The following is a 19,816-nucleotide window of genomic DNA, read 5'->3' on the forward strand; positions in this document are numbered from 1 at the left end:
AAGCGAATGCTCAAATGCATTCGCTTTTTTGTTAACTTTAATTTATCGACAATGGCGTTAAGCAAGATGACGTTGAGACCAGATGCCTTCAAGAACACTCGTTTTGAGAAAGCCTGTGAGCTGACGCGCATTACTGAGTAAGATGCTGGGTTAGTTATATGTTATTGTTTATCATGATTAAAAGAACGTATCTTTAAATGCGTGTACACGATAAATCAATAGGATGTCACCGATGGATTTGGCCAAGCTTTCGCGGATTAGTATGAAGCATTTGATCACTTTGCATGTGATGCTCGATACCCTGAGTGTAACCGCCAGCGCCGAACGTTTATGTTTAAGCCCCTCATCCGTCAGTAAAACCTTAAGCCAGCTCAGGGACAGCTTGAACGATGAACTGTTCTATCGTAACGGCAACTCACTGGTAGCAACCCCATTGGCAAGACGATTAGGGCCTAGCGTGCAGCAAATGATCAATGATATGAATCAGATCATGAGTCAGGATGCGTTTAACCCTGCACATTTTGAGGGGCGTTTTTCGCTTGCGATGCGCGAAAGTACCTTTGAACTGCTGGCCGCCAAATTAAGTGCCCATATTCTCAGTTTGGCCCCCCATATCCATCTCGATATTTATAGCAAAGACAATATTGGTTTTGATGGACTCATCAAAGGCTCGTTAGATTTTGTGCTGTTACCCCACGATCTGAGCCAACCGAATCTTCTTCAAGACGATCTGGTGTGGGAAACCTTGTTCAGCGATGAAATGGTCTGTCTGATGAACTCGTCTCACCCCTTGGCTAAACAGCCGCAGATCAGCTTCGATGATTACCTAAGTTACCGCCATATTGGCATTACCGATACGGATCTCAGTACGCCATTTTTTGATATTTTGCTCGCCCAGCAATCAAAAAAACGTGCCGTACCCATTTCGGTCCCTGATTTTGGCAGCGCAGCGTTAATGTGTCACCACAGTGAGCTGCTTTTTACCTGCTCGCGCCGCTGGGCATCTATTGCCAGCCAAGCTAAAGGCTTAACCGTCAAGTCCTTACCGATAGAATATGGCAAAGTGGCTTACAGTCTCGTTTGGCATAGACAAAGTATGAAGGATCCCGCGTTGCGCTGGCTGTACGAGCAAATTTTGCTTTGCAGTCGCTAAATATAGCAAGAGGGTAAGATAAGATTGGTGACGCCTCGCTTTGCAAGCTTTGCGGCTAAGCGTTCAATATCGGCTTGTGTGCAGCTTGGCCACGTTAACGCGTCGACAACGCCATGGTGGTGAAAGGCATTTAACTTGACCCGTGTATCCGCACCTAGCTGAAGCAAATAGGTCGCCAGCGCTTCTATCTCCTGTTCATAATCCGTGATGCTCGGAATGTGCAGCAATCTTACTTCATACAGTTTTTGCTGCTGCGCCAATAGCTGAATGGATTTGAACACGGCATGGTTGTTGCGACCAGTAATGTATCTATGGGTATCTTGCTGCCACGCTTTGAGATCCACCATGGCGCCATCCAAAAAGGGCAGCAGTTTATGCCAACCGGTTAGACTCAAACTGCCATTGGTGTCGAGCATGCACGTTAAGTGTGATAACGACTCTGTCGCCTTAATCCCTTTAAACAACGCAATAATGAACGGCAATTGCAGGCTCGCTTCGCCGCCGCTCACGGTAATACCATTAATAAAGTGACGCTGACTGTGCAGAATCCCTAGTATCTCTTCAACAGTGTAATGCGTGACCTTAGGGCTCGCTTGTTTCGGGCATACGGCAAAACAGGTATCGCATTGGCTACAACGCTCACTATCCCAGCGAATACGAGGCTTATTATTGAGGTTTATCAATGTCAGCGCATTGTCAGGGCAGGTGGCGACACAATTGCCACAGGCATCGCACAATCCTATGGTATGTGGGTTATGGCAGTTTTTGCATTGATAGTTGCAGCCCTGCAGGAATAACACGAGCCTGCTGCCAGGCCCGTCAACGCAGGAAAAGGGCAATAGCTGACTGACCATTACATGCCTATTCAAAGACACAAGGGGAGTGCTCATGGGCTATGACTCTTGCTTGGCGTTGCAATATCCCCGTATTAACTGCCGCTTCTGCGGCTAAGCCTGTGGTATTGAGGCGTGAGCCGCACTGCTTAAACGCTTCAATATCCGAGCGTTTTACCATATAGCCGGTCACGCGCATTAAATCATTAGAGGTAACATTGGCGGTAAATTCCCTAAAACCTAACTCAAGCGCGGCTTTACACAGTTGGAACATGGCTTGAGGATTGGATTTTACGGTTTCATCGATAGTCAAAATATCGCTAATCCCCGCCGTATAATACTGATGATGTTGCGCTAAGGCTTGAATGTGAGCGATGGGATTGGGCTCAGTGCCATAGGGAATGCGAACGCCTGGGGTCACGTCTTTGTCGATACTGATGCCGCCCTGTGAATGCAGCAGTGCTCGCCCATGGTAACCATGCGCGACGGGTGTGGATTTCACTATGGCATCGAGCGTGGCAGAAATACGATAGCCCAGCTGATTTGCATCCGTTTCATGACCATATTCATGGCCATAGCTAGCGTGTTTAGCTGGCTTAACTTCTCCACTGGCTGTTAATGATTGCAGAATATTCACCGCTTCCGCCATGCCGTAAATGCCAAACATAGGCGCAAAACGCGACTCATCAATCAATTGTTCTTTAACTAAGAAGCTGTCAAAGAAGTGTGACTCTTGATGCAAAAATACCGAGCGCGCCTCGATAAGTTCAAAGGTGAGTGAGCAGTAATTTGGCAAGACAGCATCAAAAAAATCACTGATTGAAGTGACCTTTAACGCGACCTCTTTAAGATTGAGTCGAACCAAGGTATTGGCGCCGCCTGCTAACGGCAAGGCATTGTAGCAACTGACAATACCAAACCCACGTGCATCAAACGCACTGGCATGCAGTGGATAATTTGCGATATGCGGCTTACTGCACTGACAAATATTGGTGGTGGCGAGTAACAACAGTTCATCTGGCGTGATGGCTGGGTCGTACATAAAGGTCAAATTGGGGGCAACTTGTTGTAATTCGGCATCAATGCGCAGTAGGGTGCGGCAAACGATGTTATCGGTCGGACCAATATTCACGTGCATAAAGGCGTCTGGCAGCGTTCTGTCGAGCATGATCCAGAACAGTTTAAGTTTACGATAAAGTACCTCTACATCCATTCCTTCGGTGAAAGGCATTAATATTTCATCCAGCTGACCTAGATACACTGGAATGTTAGTCACCGATGGCACGTGGTGATAAAGGATGGTTAAAGCATTGAGGGCTTCATCTAAATCCTGCGCAGGTGAAAGCTCTAAATATTCTGAACCTTGCTTTAGATAGCGGGCATAATCTGGCAACACATAGCGTGGTTTAAAAGGCGCATGGCCTTCAAACATGTCGCAAATAATACCGTCATTCATCGCCGCTTTTACCTCGGGCGATATCGACATATAGGGCAAACTGGCTTCCGCTTCTAATGCTAAATAGTTGGATTTTTGCTTGGGTGAAAGCTGAGGGCTAGTAACGATTTGCACTAATCTATCTGGTAATAACATGGCGGAATATCCACAAGTTCTATGATAACCACTAATTTACTCAGTGGCGTTGGCTTTAAAAAGTGAAAATAGCTGTAGTCCTGATTAATGAAATGGAAATCCGCCGACCGAGGTCACAATTTGTGGCTTATTGCGATAACGCCGCGATGCCAAAATCGCTAGAATGTGGTTTTACGATTGAAAATAAATGCTTGAACAGTGAGACGTGGTGGTGTTTGTCATATTGGGGGATATGCAACAGAGGATAATAAACTGTCAAAACTTATCGGGTGGGATGATTGAAAAATTGAATACATTAGGCGGTAAATGAACTCTGCTGTATCTCTTTATTGCGGGAATACAGCAGAGTGAGCGGTGCAGATAAACTCAGCGGCGCTTAGAGCACTTTAGCAATTGATTGGGCTAAGTAATCGACGTTATCTTCACTGATCCCAGCAATACTGATGCGACTTGAACCTACCATATAGATGCTGAATTCTTTTTGTAGGCGCGCCACTTGCTCTGGAGCCACCCCAAGGAAAGAGAACATACCTTTTTGGCGGGCGATAAAGCTAAAGTCACGGTTTACGCCGTTGGCTTTAAGTTTATCCACTAAAATGGCGCGGTTGCCGTTGATGCGATCGCGCATCACTTTCAGCTCATCAAGCCATTCTTGGGTTAATTCTTTTGATCCTAAAATCGTCTCAACAATCGCCGCACCATGGGCAGGTGGCATAGAGTAAAGGCAGCGAACCACATAAAGCAGTACCGATTGCGCGATATTGGCGGTATTGGCATCTTTGGCAATCACAGAGCAGGAACCAATACGCTCACGGTACAAACCGAAGTTTTTCGAGCATGAGCTGCACAGGATCATATTATCGACCGCTGCCGCCATATGACGCACGCCGTAGGCATCAATATCAACGCCATCACCAAAGCCTTGGTAGGCCATGTCAATCAGTGGCGTAAAGCCTTGCTCTTTTGTAAGGGCAACCACTTTATCCCATTGCTCTGTGGTTAAATCCATTCCGCTTGGGTTATGGCAACAGGCGTGGAATAACACCACATCATCAGGACTTACTTGCGATAATGCAGCAAGCATCTCATCAAATTTCAATGATTTGCTATCGTAGTCATAGTAAGGATAGGTTTTAACAGTAATACCAGCTGCTTCGAATAAACCGATATGGTTTGCCCAAGTTGGATCGCTTACCCATAACACGGCATTCGGGTTGCAGCGTTTGATAAAGTCACCCGCCACGCGCAGCGCGCCTGTACCACCGGGTGTTGAAACGGTGCGGATACGGTTAGCGATAATGGCACTGTGGCCAGCACCAAAGGCTAATTCCGTCATCAAGGTGTTGAATTGTGGTGAGCCTGTTGGGCCGATATACACTTTGGTGGTTTCGGTATCGAGACGGAATTTTTCCGCTTTTTTCACGCAGCTTAGAATAGGGGTAACGCCGGTAGGATCTTTATAAACGCCCACACCTAAATCCACTTTTTGTGGGTGAGAGTCTTCGCGGTACTGAGTTAACAAGCCAAGGATGGGGTCCGCTGGCATTGCGATGAGTGAGTTAAACATAGCTCCATCTACCTTTCTGGTTATAGTGCAAACGTGATTGTTCGTATCAGATATGCGTTATTTATCGTTTGGAGGCTAGAATAGCGCGGAAAGGTAAAGTAATTAAAGTGAAAACTGTGATTACACGCCAGTTATCTTGGCAAAAAAGCCTGCCAAAAATACGGTTAAATCATAAATTAACCGCTTAAATTTTGCGTTTTTGTTATTTTTACACTGATCTCAGCAAATAATCTGACCAAAATGCCATTTTTCTCGAAAAAACGGTTGAATCCTTAGCGACAATCGGTAATTTTATAACGACGAAGCACCAACAAGGCCCCAATCTCCTTTTATTTGTAATCTTAACTTGACGCGCTGTAGCGTGAAGTTGCCATTTTGCGTATTCAGTCCGCGTGATCGTGATGATGACGCCCTATAGAGAAAGAAGATTTATTCATGAAGCAATTACGTCTTGAACCTGTTGTGCAAGTCCACGGTGAAATCAATATTCCGGGCTCAAAAAGTATTTCAAATCGAGCCTTATTATTGGCCACCTTAGCCCAAGGTACTACCACGCTCACCAATCTGCTCGATTCAGATGATATCCGCCACATGCTGGCCTCCCTCAAGCAGTTAGGGGTGAACTACCGTTTATCGCAAAACAATACTGTGTGTGAACTCGATGGTTTAGGTGGTGTGATTTCCTCAGCATCCGCGCAGGAATTGTTTTTAGGCAATGCGGGTACCGCAATGCGCCCCTTATGCGCCGCCTTAACCTTAGGCCAAGGTGAATTTACCCTCACGGGCGAACCACGTATGGAAGAGCGTCCGATTGGCGATTTAGTCGATGCCTTAAGGCAACTCGGTGCCAATATTGTTTATCTTAAAAATGACGGTTTCCCGCCACTGACGATTAATGCCACTGGCCTTAATGGCGGTGATGTTGAAATTGCAGGCGATTTATCGAGCCAGTTTTTAACGGCTTTGTTGATGGTTGCGCCGCTTGCTAAGGGCAGCGTCAATATCCATGTCAAAGGCGAGTTAGTATCTAAGCCTTATATCGATATCACTATCGCCTTGATGGCGCAGTTCGGCGTTAAAGTCATTAACCATGACTATGCCCGTTTTGAGATTGTTGCAGGCCAGCGTTATATATCACCAGGCAAAGTACTGGTAGAAGGCGATGCGTCATCGGCATCGTATTTCCTTGCCGCTGGGGCGATTAAAGGCGGCGAAGTCAAAGTCACGGGTGTGGGCCGCTTGAGTATTCAAGGTGATGTAAAATTTGCCGATGTGCTCGAAAAAATGGGCGCAGATATCGAGTGGGGCGATGACTATATTATTGCCCGCGGCTCACAATTAACCGCCGTCGACTTAGATATGAACCATATTCCCGATGCGGCTATGACCATAGCTACGGCCGCGCTATTTGCGAAAGGCACGACGGTTATTCGCAATATTTACAACTGGCGCATCAAGGAAACCGACCGCTTAGCAGCAATGGCTACTGAGCTGCGAAAAGTGGGCGCCGAGGTTGAAGAGGGGAATGACTACATTAAAATCACCCCGCCAGCCGTTATTAACACCGCTGAAATTGATACCTACAACGATCACCGCATGGCCATGTGCTTTTCTATGCTGGCATTTGCCGATTGCGGTATCACCATCAATGATCCTGACTGTACTTCTAAAACATTCCCTGACTACTTTAAGCAGTTTGCGAGCCTGCAAGGCTAAGTCTGTTTGTTTCGTCATTGTTACAACCATCAATGTCAAGAATAGCAAGCCGTATTTGTGCGGCTTCTAATCTTCATAAAAAATCCACGGATTTTGTTTGTCTTTTGTTGTACAATGCGGCGCGCTCATTTTCGGGGGCTCACTTGATGAACTCACGGATGATGGTTATTTTTTGCGGAGGAATGTATGTCTGAACGGGCTCCTGTAGTCACAATCGACGGCCCAAGTGGTGCTGGCAAAGGTACAATTAGTCAATTATTGGCTCAGCATCTAGGTTGGCAACTACTTGATAGTGGTGCCATTTACCGAGTTCTTGCGCTTGCAGCAATTCATCATAACGTTGAACTGGAAAATGAAGAGTCTATCACGTTGTTAGCGGCACATCTGGATGTGAAGTTTCTAACAGGCAATGATAAAGATCCGGTTCAAGTGATATTGGAAGGTGAAGACGTCACCAACGACATTCGCACCCAAGAGTGCTCGAATGCCGCTTCAAAAGTCGCTGCCTTTCCACGGGTGAGAGAAGCCTTATTACGTCGCCAACGGGCCTTTAAAACGGCGCCAGGATTAATTGCCGATGGTCGTGACATGGGAACAGTCGTTTTCCCAAGTGCGCCGGCAAAATTATATTTAACCGCCTCAGCTGAAGAGCGTGCCCAAAGACGCTATAATCAGTTGCAGGACAAGGGCTTCGATGTTAATATCGAGCGCCTTTTAAGTGAAATTATCGAACGTGATGACCGCGATATGAATCGTCCGGTGGCTCCTTTAGTCCCCGCCGATGACGCGCTCATTATCGATACTAGCGGTAAGGGTATTGATGAAGTGCTAGCGCTTGCGCTTAACTTTATCAACCAAAAATTATCCGGCACTAACTAAGTTAGTCCACCGGATAGGTATTCGTATTAAGGATGATACGGATAATTTGACTGACTCCACGTCTAGGACGGACAGTGGTTTAATAAAGAAAGTAACCTAAACATGACTGAATCTTTTGCTGATCTATTTGAACAATCCCTTCAAACTCTGGAATTCCGTCCAGGCTCTATCGTTCGTGGTACTGTTGTATCAATCAAAAACGGTATGGTACTGGTTGACGCGGGTCTGAAGTCTGAAAGCCCAATCCCAGCTGAACAATTCAAAAACGCTCAAGGCGTTTTAGAAATTCAAGTTGGCGATGAAGTTGACGTAGCTCTTGACTCTGTTGAAGACGGCTTCGGTGAGACTCAACTGTCTCGCGAAAAAGCGAAACGTCATGAAGCTTGGATCGTTCTGGAAAAAGCTTATGAAGATGCTGAAACTGTAATCGGTATCATCAATGGTAAAGTTAAAGGCGGTTTCACTGTTGAATTAAACGGTATCCGTGCCTTCTTACCAGGTTCTCTAGTTGACGTGCGCCCAGTTCGCGACACCGCTCACTTAGAGTACAAAGAATTAGAATTCAAAGTTATCAAGCTAGACCAGAAGCGTAACAACGTTGTTGTTTCTCGTCGTGCAGTTATCGAATCAGAAAGCAGCGCTGAGCGTGATGCACTGTTAGAAAACCTGCAAGAAGGTCAAGCAGTTAAGGGTATCGTTAAGAACCTGACTGACTACGGTGCATTCGTAGATTTAGGTGGTGTTGACGGTCTGCTACATATCACAGATATGGCGTGGAAACGTGTTAAACATCCATCAGAAATCGTCAATGTTGGCGATGAAATCAACGTTAAAGTACTGAAGTACGATCGTGAGCGCACTCGTGTGTCTTTAGGTCTGAAACAACTTGGCGAAGATCCATGGTTAGAAATCAGCAAACGCTACCCAGAAAACACACGTTTAACTGGTCGCGTTACTAACCTAACTGACTACGGTTGCTTCGTAGAAATCGAAGAAGGCGTTGAAGGTCTGGTTCACGTTTCTGAAATGGATTGGACTAACAAGAACATTCACCCATCTAAAGTAGTTAACTTAGGTGATGAAGTTGAAGTTCTGGTTCTGGACATCGATGAAGAGCGTCGTCGTATTTCTCTAGGTCTGAAACAATGTAAGACCAATCCATGGGATGACTTCGCAACTCGTTACAACAAAGGCGACAAGGTTTCTGGTAAGATCAAGTCAATCACTGACTTCGGTATCTTTATCGGTCTTGACGGCGGTATCGATGGTCTAGTTCACCTGTCTGACATTTCTTGGAACGGTACTGGCGAAGACGCAGTTTCTGAATACAAGAAAGGCGATGAAATCCATGCAGTGGTTCTGTCTGTAGATCCAGAGCGTGAGCGCATCAGCTTAGGTGTTAAGCAAACTGAAGATGATCCATTCAACGCATACTTGGCTGACAAGAAGAAAGGTACTATCGTAAACGGTACTGTTTCTGCTGTTGATGCTAAAGGTGTGACTGTTGAACTGGCTGACACTGTTGAAGGTTACATCCGTGTAGCTGACATTTCACGTGAGCGTATCGAAGATGCATCTACTGTCTATAATGTAGGTGATGCAATCGAAGCTAAGTTCATGGGTGTTGACCGTAAGAACCGCTCTATCAGCCTGTCAATCAAAGCGAAAGACGAAGCTGAAGAGAAAGAAGTAATGGCGACTCTGAACAAACAAGATGACGCTGTTATTAGCAATGCAATGGCTGAAGCGTTTAAAGCAGCTCGTAAATAATCGCCTGTTGTTTGGGGAGACATCTCTCCCCATTAGGCGACTGTGTTTGGCTTGATAATAGGGGATAGCTAGGATGACGAAATCTGAACTTATCGAAAAACTCGCCACCAGGCAGTCGCAGCTGTCGGCGAAAGAGGTTGAAGGCGCAATCAAAGAAATGTTGGAGCAAATGGCAACAACATTAGAAAGCGGTGATCGTATTGAGATCCGTGGCTTTGGTAGTTTCTCGCTTCACTATCGTGCACCGCGGACTGGCCGTAATCCAAAGACTGGTTCATCAGTCGATTTGGAAGGTAAATACGTCCCGCACTTTAAGCCAGGCAAAGAACTGCGCGAGCGTGTTGACGCCGTTAATGTGTGATTGACCGCATAGTAAAAAGCCTCCGTTAGGAGGCTTTTTTGTATCGATTGCAAGGCAATGCTGGTCAGCTTAGTAAATTTCTTGGATAATCATTAAATTGAAACGCGTTTAGGGAGTGCAGCGTGAAATCATTTGTAGCAACTGTGCTTGTGGCACTGTTATTTATTTTGGCGTTGATTTTTGGCGCGCGCAACGAACAAGTGGTGACTATCAGCTATTTTGTCGCACAGGGTGAATATCGTTTACCTGTTGTGTTAGCGGTTGTCTTTTTTGCTGGTTTTATTTTGAGTTGGTTATTTGCTAGCTACTATATTGTTCGCTTGAAATTAAGTTTAGCGGCAACTAAAAAGAAACTAAATCAAGTGATCGCTAAAATCCCTCAGGATGTAGACGCCTAATATGCTTGAGATCCTCTTTCTGTTGCTTCCCATTGCTGCCGCCTATGGCTGGTATATGGGGCGACGGAGCATAAGGCAGAATCAAAGTAATCAACGTAAACAATTGAGCCGGGATTATTTTACTGGCCTCAATTTCTTACTGTCGAACGAATCGGATAAAGCCGTCGATTTGTTTATCAGTATGTTAGATGTTGACGATGAAACCATAGATACCCATCTGTCACTCGGTTCGCTGTTCCGTAAGCGGGGCGAGGTCGACCGCTCTATTCGTATTCATCAAAATTTAATTGCGCGGCCAACATTGACCAATGAGCAGCGTGACATCGCTATGATGGAGCTGGGTAAAGATTATCTAGCAGCAGGTTTTTACGACAGAGCTGAAGAAATCTTTATCAACTTGGTCAGCCAAGACGATCACAGTGAAGAATCTGAAACACAGCTGATTGCTATCTATCAAGTGATTAAAGAGTGGCAAAAAGCCATTGATATCACTAAGCGTTTGAGTCGTAAACGTCAGCAAGTTTTAAAGCCGTTAACGGCGCATTTCTATTGCCAGTTAGCCGATGAAGCCAGTGATGATGCGCAGAAAATTAAACTGCTGCAACAGGCGCTGAAGCAAGATCCCCAATGCGGTCGTGCATTATTGACCCTAGCGAAAAAATTCCTCGATATTCAAGATTATGTCCAGTGTAAGCAAATGCTGCTGCAACTGAAAAAAGCCGATATCGAGCTTTTTGCCGATGCAATTCCAACGGCCAAACAAGTTTATCGTGACACGCAAGATAAAGAAGGTTTTCAAGAATTACTCGCGGGCGCCATGGCCGATGGCGCTGGAGCTTCTGTGGTGGTCGCCTTAGCGCAGCACATGATAAGTCTTGATGAGATTAAAGCGGCAGAGACCATGGTGCTCGATGCGTTATATCGCCATCCGACCATGAAAGGTTTTCAGCACTTGATGCAGATGCATTTGCGCCAAGCCGAAGAAGGGCAAGCTAAGCAAAGTTTAACTATGCTAGAGCAGCTCGTTGAACAACAAATTAAATTCCGTCCGAGTTACCGTTGTAAGGAGTGTGGTTTTCCTTCCCATGCGCTTTACTGGCATTGTCCTTCCTGTAAAAACTGGGGCAGCATTAAACGGATCCGAGGCCTAGACGGCGAATAATCTATTAGAAGAATACACAGTTTGTGTAACCCCGTTGGAGAGATGATGACGACTAAACCTATCCTCGTAGCGCTTGATTACGATAATAAAAACCATGCTTTACAACTGATAGAAAAACTCGATCCCAACATGTGCCGCCTTAAAGTCGGCAAAGAAATGTTTACCTTGTTTGGCCCGCAACTGGTGAAAGATATCCATGATCGTGGTTTTGATTTATTCCTTGATTTGAAATTTCACGATATTCCCAATACTGTCGCCAAAGCCGTGGCCGCTGCTGCAGAGCTGGGCGTATGGATGACGAACGTACATGCCAGCGGTGGCTTAGCCATGATGGAAGCGGCTAAAAAAGCCTTACTGCCATACGGCGATAAAGCGCCTATGCTGATCGCGGTCACGGTATTAACCTCGATGAGTGATGACGATCTTAAATTACTCGGCATCAATGTTCCTGCGTTTGAGCATGTGCAACGTTTGGCGAAGCTCACGCAGCAAGCGGGACTCGATGGCGTGGTGTGTTCCGCCCAAGAAGCGACAGCCTTGAAATCGCTGTTAGGTCAGGATTTCAAACTCGTGACGCCGGGGATCCGCCCAGTTGGCAGTGATGCTGGCGATCAACACCGCGTGATGACGCCACCTCAAGCGATAGCAGCGGGTTCTGATTACTTAGTGATTGGCCGCCCGATCACCAAAGCTGCCGACCCGTTAGCAGCATTGCAAGCGATTCACCAATCATTGGTATAGACGCCACACTAGCCGTCTAAAGCGCGGTTTGAAAGTCGTTTGATCGTCGTTTAAATAAAAAAGGCTTGGAATCGCTTTTTGGTATCCTTGATATGATTGATAAAAGTTGAAATAGTATCTTGAATGACAGCATAGAATAATGAATCACATCCTGAGTGCTTATCTCACTGTTCACGGAGAACGCCCATGTTTAATGCTACGATGTTTAACTATCAAGGTAAGAATGTTGTCGTTGTTGGTGGTACCAGTGGGATAAATCTCGCGATTGCCATTGCGTTCGCACAGGCTGGCGCAAATGTGGCCGTTGCGAGCCGCAGTCAAGATAAAATCGATGCCGCGGTATTGCAGTTGCAACAGGCCAATCCTGACGGTATTCATTTGGGTGTGAGTTTTGATGTGCGCGATCTTAGCGCCCTTGAAGTCGGTTTTGATAAAATCGCTTCTGAGTTTGGTTTTATCGATGTGCTGGTAAGCGGCGCGGCGGGGAATTTCCCCGCCAGCGCCGCAAAGCTTTCGGTCAATGGTTTTAAGTCGGTGATGGACATTGATTTGCTCGGCAGTTTTCAAGTGCTAAAGCAGGCTTATCCTTTGCTGCGTCGCCCCAATGGCAATATTATCCAGATTTCGGCGCCGCAGGCTTCGATCGCTATGCCAATGCAAGTACATGTGTGTGCGGCTAAAGCGGGTGTGGATATGCTAACACGAACTTTAGCGTTAGAGTGGGGCTGTGAAGGGCTGAGAATTAATTCGATTATGCCTGGCCCCATCGCCAATACTGAAGGTTTTAATCGCCTTGCACCCAGCGCCGCATTACAGCAAAAGGTTGCCCAATCCGTTCCGCTAAAACGCAACGGCGCAGGTCAGGATATCGCCAATGCCGCGCTATTCTTAGGCTCTGAATTAGCTTCCTATATTACGGGAGTTGTGCTGCCGGTTGATGGCGGTTGGTCACTTGGCGGCGCCAGTATAGCGATGACAGAGCTTGGCGAACTGGCCGCAAAAATGTAGTTTGGTTTTAGATTATTGATATTCAAAATCGAGAACTTTGATTTTATAGAAATTAAGTAGGTAATGATCCATGGCTAATGCATTACAAGAGCAGCTACTCAAAGCAGGGCTTGCCAGTAAACAAAAGGTTCGCGACGTTAAGACTCAAAAACGCCGTGACAAAAAATCACGAGTTGATGATGGCTCAAGTGCTTTTAAGCAAGAAGTGGCCGAGCAAAAACGGTTGCAGGCGCAAAAAGATAAAGCGCTAAATGAGCAACGTTTTGCCGAGGCATCAGAGCGTGGACAGGTGCGCGGTTTAATCACTGAGTTCACTAAGTCTGCGATTAAGATCCCAGCTTATGCTGAAGTGAAATTTAACTATACTCTTGATAATAAAATCTATTCTTTATACATAGATGAAAAACTGCAGGCAGAATTGCTTAAAGGGCAGTTAGGCATAGTGCGTTACGAAGATAAGAGTTACTTAGTACCACATAAGTTAGCCGAGCGAGTGAAACTGCTGGTGCCGCAGTGGTGTGGTTATTTGTGGCAACAGGATGAATCTAAAGCTGTGGTCGTTGAAGATGATCCCTATGCAGATTACGCAATTCCTGATGATTTAATGTGGTAATTGCCACAAGCCTGTGAGCTAACGCTGCGACAACCCTGTGTTAAAGCTTATAAAATAGAGACCCTTAAGTTCAAGCTTAAGGGTTTTTTTATGGGTTGAATTTATACTTAGCTCGCATACTTTTATATTATTCGCGGCTGTATTTGTAATGAGATTGTTTTCTACAGTGAACTGGTATAAATTAAAACAACTGTTTTAATCCTACGTTTAAGAGTCTACCAATGAATCCTTACCAAGCCCCGTTGACGGATATGCGTTTCCTACTGGAACAGGTATTTGATGCTCCAAACACTTGGGCACAATTGCCTGAGATTGCAGAAATGGTCGATATCGACACAGCTAATGCCATTTTGGAAGAAGCAGCCAAGATCAGCAGTGAGTTGATCCATCCACTGAACCGGACGGGCGATGAGCAGGGCGTGTTACATCAAGACAATCAAGTGATTACCCCTGATGGCTACAAAGCCGTTTATGAGCAGTATTCCCAGGGCGGTTGGATTGGTTTGTGTGGCGATCCTGAATTTGGTGGCATGGGGATGCCGAAGATGCTGGGGATCTTAGTCGACGAAATGGCTTACAGTGCTTGTAATGCGTTTACGCTTTATGGCTCGTTAACTGCGGGGGCTGCTTTATGTATCAATGCCCACGGCAGCGAAAAATTGAAACAAGCTTATTTGCCTAAGTTATATTCCGGCGAATGGGCGGGTGCTATGGATATGACGGAGCCGCAAGCGGGTTCTGATCTACGTAATATCCGTACCCGTGCTTTGCCGCAGGATGATGGCAGTTATGCCATCACGGGCAGCAAGATTTTTATTACAGGTGGCGATCACGATTTAACTGAAAACGTCATCCACTTAGTGCTCGCTAAACTACCGGATAGTAAAGGGATTTCACTCTTCCTGGTACCTAAGATATCGGTGAATGCAGATGGCAGCTTAGCCAATGCCAATGGTGTATCAGTGGGATCTATCGAGCATAAGATGGGCCTTAAAGGTTCTGCAACTTGTGTGATGAATTTTGATAATGCTCAAGGCTTCTTGATTGGCGAGCCTAATCGCGGCCTAGTGTGCATGTTCACTATGATGAACTATGAGCGTTTAGCGATTGGTATTCAAGGACTTGGCAGTGCGCAGGCGGCGTACCAGATGGCGGCCGATTACGCTAAAGAGCGTAATCAAGGCATCGCCGCTGGCGGCTCACCGACGGGCAGTGATTCTGATCCCATAATTGTCCACGGTGATGTGCGCCGTATGCTGTTGACCATTCGTGCGATGACAGAAGCGGGCCGTGCTTTGTCTGTATTTACAGGACAACAGCTGGATTTAGCAAAATATGCCCAAGATGAGGTTAAGGCCAAAGCGGCGCGTTATGTGGGTTTATTAACGCCAGTTGCGAAAGCATTTTTAACCGATCGGGGTCTAGATGCGACTATCATGGCGCAACAAGTCTTTGGTGGACATGGTTATATTCGTGAAACAGGTATTGAGCAATTAGTTCGTGATACTCGTATCGCTCAGATTTATGAAGGCACCAATGGCATTCAAGCCATCGATTTCCTCGGTCGTAAAGTCACTGGCGATAACTTAGCCGCATTAAACGAATTTGTGGCAGACTTGAAGGCACAAATGCGGGCATTCACCCATGTTGATGCGGTGAAAGTGGCTGCCGTGTGTGCACGTTTAGATGCCTTGGTCATCGTTGCCGAGTCAGTTAATGATCGCAAAGTGGCTCAGCCTGCACTTATTAATGCGTGTGCGGTCGACTTTTTAGATGCCTTTGGTTACACCCTGTATGGTTTCTACTGGTTGGCTATGGTTGATAAGGTTGCGGATCATGAAGATAAAGCTTTCGCCGAGCAGAAAGTCTATTTAGCTAAGTTCTATTTTGATAAGTTATTGCCAAAAGCGGACTACCATATCGCCCAAGTCAGAGCTGGTGATGCGACGACTATGGCGATGCCTGCGGAGTTGTTTTAACAAGGCTTCGGTATATTCGTTAAGATAAAAACTGAAAAAGCACTGATGACTCAGTGCTTTTTTATGCAAGTTTTTTACTCTGTAGCAGTTAATTAATGACTCTAGTGAGCCGCAGTATTCACAGTCACAGTGGTTGATGATGACGGTTGCAGCACTGAAATCAATTGTTTAAGAAACTCGGCATTAAATGAGGGGCTATGCTGATTTTTCAATTCAGGACTCATGCCATTCTCAAGGACAACAAACAGGGTATCGCTATGCTGGGGCAAACGGATAAAGCCCGCTAAGTTAGACACGCCTTGCATCGAGCCTGTTTTAGCGAAAATTTGCTGTTTAAGCGGCGGCTTGTTGTAGCCCATGCGATATCTTAAGGTGCCGCTGATCCCCGCCTGTGGCAGACTCGTGATTAACGGACTAAAGCGGCTATCTTGGTGGATTAGCGCCAACACTGCGGCTAACTGCTTGGCATTGAGTAAGTTATAGCGTGACAATCCTGAACCATCCACAATATTGGCGTTACTCAAATCTATGCCTAAATTCGTTAAAATTCGCTGCATAGCAGCGGCACCATTGGTAAAGCTGCCTTGGGTCTTAAAATAACTTTTACCAAGTTGCTTAAAAAGGCTATCAGCAATCAAATTATCTGACTTGAGCAGCATAGTCTCGAGCAGCTCAGGTAAGGGCGCCGAGCTATGGCTGGCAATTAGTTTTGCCTTTTGGGGTAAGGTAATGCCGAGTTGTACTTTACCCGCAAGAGACATCTCGCCTTTAAGTAGAGAGGTGAGGTTATCTTGGGCAAATTTGAACGGATCGCTGACCGCAATCGCCAGTGGTATCGCCTCACCGCCAGGGTAACAGCCGCGTAAATGGTAGTTATTTTGACCTAATCTGACCATATCAAGTTGGCAAAATTCGCGGCTCGCCTTTTGATCAAACACCGCATCGCTGCTGATTTTGACCCCATAACTTCCTGCACGCAGACTTACCTGTGAAGGTTTGCTGGTAGTGCTGGGGCTAAACTGACCATAGACACAGTTTTGATTGATAATATAGCTAGATACAGGCGCGGCAAAACAAATACCTAAGTCATCCCATACCCAACCAGGAGCTTGCAATTGTTCCTGTTTATCGCCGAGCAAATACAGATGTCCGTCAATACGATTAATGCCTTGTTTTACGAGATTGGCAAAAATGGCCTTGAGATCGGCTTGAGTCAGCGTGGGATCGCCACTAAAGCGCAGATAAGCACTGCCTGCGATATGGCCTTTGCGTATCGGTGCATCTGTCCATAATTGTGTGACATAACGAAAATCAGGCCCAAGCTGAGCCATAGCACTGACTGCTGTGAGCAGCTTTTGGGTACTGGCTGGAATAAACAAGGTCTCAGCTTGTTGGCTATAGATCACTTGATTGTTCGACATATCCATTGCCAGTAAGGCGATTTGTGAATGTCGAGGGCTGATCTTGCTGATCGCTTGACTAAGCGAAGTGGTTTGAGCACTTATCGGCCTAGAATCATGTTGCTCTGCATAGACCATATTATGACTTGCGGCTAAGAGCAGGCCGGCATATAGAGTGGTTTTCAGTAACGTTTCCATGTTAGCTATTGGCCATTTTTATCAAAACATCATTAAGATTAGGTTGGTATTGTGTGCGGTTAATCCTCACTGCTGCCGTCATCCTTTTCCATCAAGCGATATAAACGTAGGGTAACAAACAATACCAGCCCAATAAACAGCGGCAGGATGAGTAACCCTAACTGGGTTTTAAAATGGAAAATACCCCAAGCAAACAGCAATGTCAGTGCTAACGTCAGCAGAATTTTTTTGTTCATAGTCTTAATCTTGTATCGTATGGTCTAATCGCAAATAGGCGGTTTAGTTTACGCTAAATCAGTAGATTCGGGGTGAATGAAATGGGTTTGAAGATTATTTTGTGATTTGGCTGACATTTTGGGCGCAGTTCAGTGAAATTTGGACTGATTTGTAGCGTTAAGAATCACCCTATTTAGGGAGAAATATTGTGTGGACGGGCAAATAATGCCGAGAATACTCACTGTAAAATGCGATTTCAAGCAAGGATAAATGAAGAAGATTTTTAGGTAAATCGGTGCACTAAAGTGGAATAAAATCGCGTGAGGTCAAATTACCAGCAAAACCGTTAGGTTTAACAAGACTTTTGGGAGAAAAGTCTTGCCGAGACGAGGTGAAGTCGGTAATTTCTACCCCTTACGATTTTAGGTTCTTAGGTAACAACTAAACCATGCCACATATTAGTATGCGCGGCTTACCACAAGCGGTCGTTGCAGCGTTCAGCCAAACATTACTGCAGTCATTGGCGGATATATGTAAAGGTAATGCAGAGAGTTTCACATTAGATTGGATCCCAAGCATCAGTTTTCGAAATGGAAAAATTGATCAACGCTTTGTCCAAGTTGAGTTACTCTGGTTCCCTAAGGACCCTGATATACATCTTAAAGTAGAACAAACGATCAGGTTGGCAGTGACAGAGGCCTATCCAGAGTTAACACATATTGCTGTGATGTTTTTATCACTGAACCCCAGTGCTTCCTATCGGGGTGGTCAGCATGTTTAAAGGAGGATGCCTTGCTAGATAAGCTTGGTGGAATAGCCGTTCAACCCGAGGCTTTAACGTGGTTGCTCACGCCATGCCGTTTCAAGGCAGAATTACTCGCTCGTATTGCGAGCGCCAAGCACAGTATTTATATTGCGGCGCTGTATTTAGAAGATGACGAAGCGGGTCGTGAGATATTACAAGCCCTCATGGATGCCAAAGCGGCAAATCCAACGCTTGATATCAAAGTGTTAGTCGATTTTCACCGTGCGAGACGTGGCTTGATTGGCCATAAAGGTGATAGCGGCAACTATTTGATGTACCGTAGAGTTATGGCTGAAGCCGAACATCCCATCGATATCTTAGGTGTACCCGTCAAATCCCGTGAATTTATGGGTGTGTTGCATCTTAAGGGATTTATTATCGATGATGCCGTGATTTATAGCGGTGCCAGTCTCAATAATATCTATTTGCAACAACACGATAAGTACCGTTTCGATCGTTATCACTTGATTGAGTCAGCCGAATTAGCGCGCAGTATGCGCGCGATGATCCAGAAAAATATCATTTCTGATCCAGCTGTGTGTTCATTAACGCAAGATGCTGAGCAAGAAGTGCTACCACCAAAGACGGACATGCGTAGCTTTAAGCTGAGACTGTCTGACGCTGAGTATCAGTTTAAGGAGACCCGTGATGGCAATCGTATCACGCCGTTACTTGGGCTAGGACGTAAGAAAAACTTGCTCAATAAAGTGGTTGTCGCCTTGGTGGAAGAGTCAAAAGACTCGCTGTTTATTTGCACACCTTATTTCAATCCGCCGTACATTTTAGTGCGCGCTTTAGCTAAGCATTTACGCAATGGCAAACGTATTGATATCGTTGTGGGCGACAAGACGGCTAACGATTTTTTTATTCCGCCAGAGCAGGATTTCTCAACCATAGGTGCCTTGCCCTATATGTATGAGCAATCATTGCGTAAGTTCGCTAAACGCCAACAGTGGGCGATTGATAATGGCCAGCTGAATATCCATCTGTGGAAACACGGTATCAACAGTTATCACCTCAAGGGCATCAGTGCCGACGGTAATAAGCATTTGATCACCGGCTCTAACCTGAATCCAAGAGCTTGGGCGCTGGATCTTGAGAATGGTTTGTTGATCCAAGATGAAATTGGCTGCTGGAAAGCCCAGTTTGAAGCCGAGCAGGCACATATTCTGGAACACACACAGCGGTTATATCACTACAGCCAAGTGGACACCTTACAGAGCTATCCTGCGCCAGTGAAGAAGATCATGACTAGAATTCGTCGCCTTAAAGCTGATTTTTTACTGCGTCGCATTCTGTAACGATTAAAGCTATAGAAGCAATAAATTAATCGATATTTTTGATTTATTACAGTGTCTTATCGATTTAAAAAGCCCACAACAATGTGGGCTTTTTATTGACTGATGGTAATAGATTTAGCTTAAAC

The 19,816-nt window shown here is 45.6% G+C and carries 17 protein-coding genes and 1 pseudogene; 13 read left to right on the top strand and 5 right to left on the bottom strand.

The window, feature by feature from the left end:
- Positions 1 to 232 precede the first annotated feature (232 nt).
- Positions 233 to 1,153 carry a LysR family transcriptional regulator gene (locus L5M51_RS06900; RefSeq protein ID WP_263172075.1) on the top strand — a complete coding sequence of 307 codons (921 nt, stop codon included), beginning with the start codon at positions 233 to 235 and terminating at the stop codon, positions 1,151 to 1,153.
- Here the strand turns inward: L5M51_RS06900 and L5M51_RS06905 are convergent.
- From L5M51_RS06905 to L5M51_RS06915, 3 genes are all read right to left on the bottom strand, one after another.
- Positions 1,150 to 2,043 carry a YjjW family glycine radical enzyme activase gene (locus tag L5M51_RS06905; RefSeq protein WP_263172076.1) on the bottom strand — a complete coding sequence of 298 codons (894 nt, stop codon included), beginning with the start codon at positions 2,041 to 2,043 and terminating at the stop codon, positions 1,150 to 1,152. The two genes, L5M51_RS06900 and L5M51_RS06905, sit on opposite strands and share 4 nt — an antisense overlap.
- Entirely contained in the window at positions 2,015 to 3,577 is a 1,563-nt protein-coding gene (locus tag L5M51_RS06910) for a YjjI family glycine radical enzyme (RefSeq protein WP_263172077.1), read from the bottom strand. The genes L5M51_RS06905 and L5M51_RS06910 overlap by 29 nt, the downstream gene beginning before the upstream one ends.
- Positions 3,578 to 3,953: 376 nt before the next feature.
- Positions 3,954 to 5,144 carry an amino acid aminotransferase gene (locus L5M51_RS06915; RefSeq protein ID WP_263172078.1) on the bottom strand — a complete coding sequence of 397 codons (1,191 nt, stop codon included), beginning with the start codon at positions 5,142 to 5,144 and terminating at the stop codon, positions 3,954 to 3,956.
- Positions 5,145 to 5,579: 435 nt separating this feature from the next.
- On the opposite strand from L5M51_RS06915, the gene aroA reads away from it, so the two are divergent.
- The 10 genes and pseudogenes from aroA (at position 5,580) to L5M51_RS06965 (ending at position 15,771) form a co-directional block, all read left to right on the top strand.
- Positions 5,580 to 6,860 carry a 3-phosphoshikimate 1-carboxyvinyltransferase gene (gene aroA, locus L5M51_RS06920; protein ID WP_263148166.1) on the top strand — a complete coding sequence of 427 codons (1,281 nt, stop codon included), beginning with the start codon at positions 5,580 to 5,582 and terminating at the stop codon, positions 6,858 to 6,860.
- Positions 6,861 to 7,046: 186 nt separating this feature from the next.
- Positions 7,047 to 7,739, top strand: coding sequence for a (d)CMP kinase (cmk, locus tag L5M51_RS06925; RefSeq protein ID WP_028759874.1), 693 nt, complete (start codon positions 7,047 to 7,049; stop codon positions 7,737 to 7,739).
- Between the two features lie 99 nt (positions 7,740 to 7,838).
- A pseudogene (gene rpsA, locus L5M51_RS06930) lies at positions 7,839 to 9,509 on the top strand (30S ribosomal protein S1); the annotation flags it as partial.
- A 73-nt stretch (positions 9,510 to 9,582) separates the two neighbouring features.
- On the top strand, positions 9,583 to 9,870 hold the full coding sequence (gene ihfB / locus L5M51_RS06935) for an integration host factor subunit beta (protein WP_006081718.1): 288 nt from the start codon (positions 9,583 to 9,585) through the stop codon (positions 9,868 to 9,870).
- 122 nt (positions 9,871 to 9,992) lie between these two features.
- A complete protein-coding gene (locus tag L5M51_RS06940; protein ID WP_263172080.1) occupies positions 9,993 to 10,268 on the top strand; it encodes a LapA family protein in 276 nt (91 codons plus the stop codon).
- Between the two features lies 1 nt (position 10,269).
- Positions 10,270 to 11,430 carry a lipopolysaccharide assembly protein LapB gene (gene lapB, locus L5M51_RS06945; protein ID WP_263172082.1) on the top strand — a complete coding sequence of 387 codons (1,161 nt, stop codon included), beginning with the start codon at positions 10,270 to 10,272 and terminating at the stop codon, positions 11,428 to 11,430.
- A 45-nt stretch (positions 11,431 to 11,475) separates the two neighbouring features.
- Positions 11,476 to 12,171, top strand: a complete 696-nt coding sequence (gene pyrF / locus L5M51_RS06950) for an orotidine-5'-phosphate decarboxylase (protein ID WP_263172143.1) — start codon at positions 11,476 to 11,478, stop codon at positions 12,169 to 12,171.
- A gap of 186 nt (positions 12,172 to 12,357) precedes the next feature.
- Positions 12,358 to 13,179 (top strand): SDR family oxidoreductase, encoded by an 822-nt coding sequence (locus L5M51_RS06955; RefSeq protein WP_263172083.1) that lies wholly within the window; start codon positions 12,358 to 12,360, stop codon positions 13,177 to 13,179.
- Positions 13,180 to 13,249: 70 nt separating this feature from the next.
- Positions 13,250 to 13,792 carry a DUF2058 domain-containing protein gene (locus tag L5M51_RS06960; RefSeq protein WP_028759879.1) on the top strand — a complete coding sequence of 181 codons (543 nt, stop codon included), beginning with the start codon at positions 13,250 to 13,252 and terminating at the stop codon, positions 13,790 to 13,792.
- A gap of 221 nt (positions 13,793 to 14,013) precedes the next feature.
- Positions 14,014 to 15,771 carry an acyl-CoA dehydrogenase family protein gene (locus L5M51_RS06965; RefSeq protein WP_263172084.1) on the top strand — a complete coding sequence of 586 codons (1,758 nt, stop codon included), beginning with the start codon at positions 14,014 to 14,016 and terminating at the stop codon, positions 15,769 to 15,771.
- 101 nt (positions 15,772 to 15,872) lie between these two features.
- On the opposite strand, the gene dacB is transcribed toward L5M51_RS06965, so the two are convergent.
- Complete coding sequence (gene dacB / locus L5M51_RS06970; RefSeq protein ID WP_263172086.1) at positions 15,873 to 17,369, bottom strand: D-alanyl-D-alanine carboxypeptidase/D-alanyl-D-alanine-endopeptidase; 1,497 nt, start codon at positions 17,367 to 17,369, stop codon at positions 15,873 to 15,875.
- A gap of 59 nt (positions 17,370 to 17,428) precedes the next feature.
- The gene (locus tag L5M51_RS06975) at positions 17,429 to 17,605 is read right to left on the bottom strand and encodes a hypothetical protein (protein WP_006081710.1); all 177 of its coding nucleotides are present in this window, start codon (positions 17,603 to 17,605) and stop codon (positions 17,429 to 17,431) included.
- Positions 17,606 to 18,033: 428 nt separating this feature from the next.
- On the opposite strand from L5M51_RS06975, the gene L5M51_RS06980 reads away from it, so the two are divergent.
- Together L5M51_RS06980 and pssA are read left to right on the top strand one after the other, a co-directional pair.
- Positions 18,034 to 18,366 (top strand): DUF1904 domain-containing protein, encoded by a 333-nt coding sequence (locus L5M51_RS06980; protein ID WP_028759882.1) that lies wholly within the window; start codon positions 18,034 to 18,036, stop codon positions 18,364 to 18,366.
- 11 nt (positions 18,367 to 18,377) lie between these two features.
- Complete coding sequence (gene pssA / locus L5M51_RS06985; RefSeq protein WP_263172088.1) at positions 18,378 to 19,691, top strand: CDP-diacylglycerol--serine O-phosphatidyltransferase; 1,314 nt, start codon at positions 18,378 to 18,380, stop codon at positions 19,689 to 19,691.
- Positions 19,692 to 19,816: the final 125 nt, after the last annotated feature.

The sequence above is a fragment of the Shewanella sp. SM73 genome (genome assembly GCF_025653795.1).
Classification (GTDB): Bacteria; Pseudomonadota; Gammaproteobacteria; order Enterobacterales; family Shewanellaceae; genus Shewanella; species Shewanella oncorhynchi.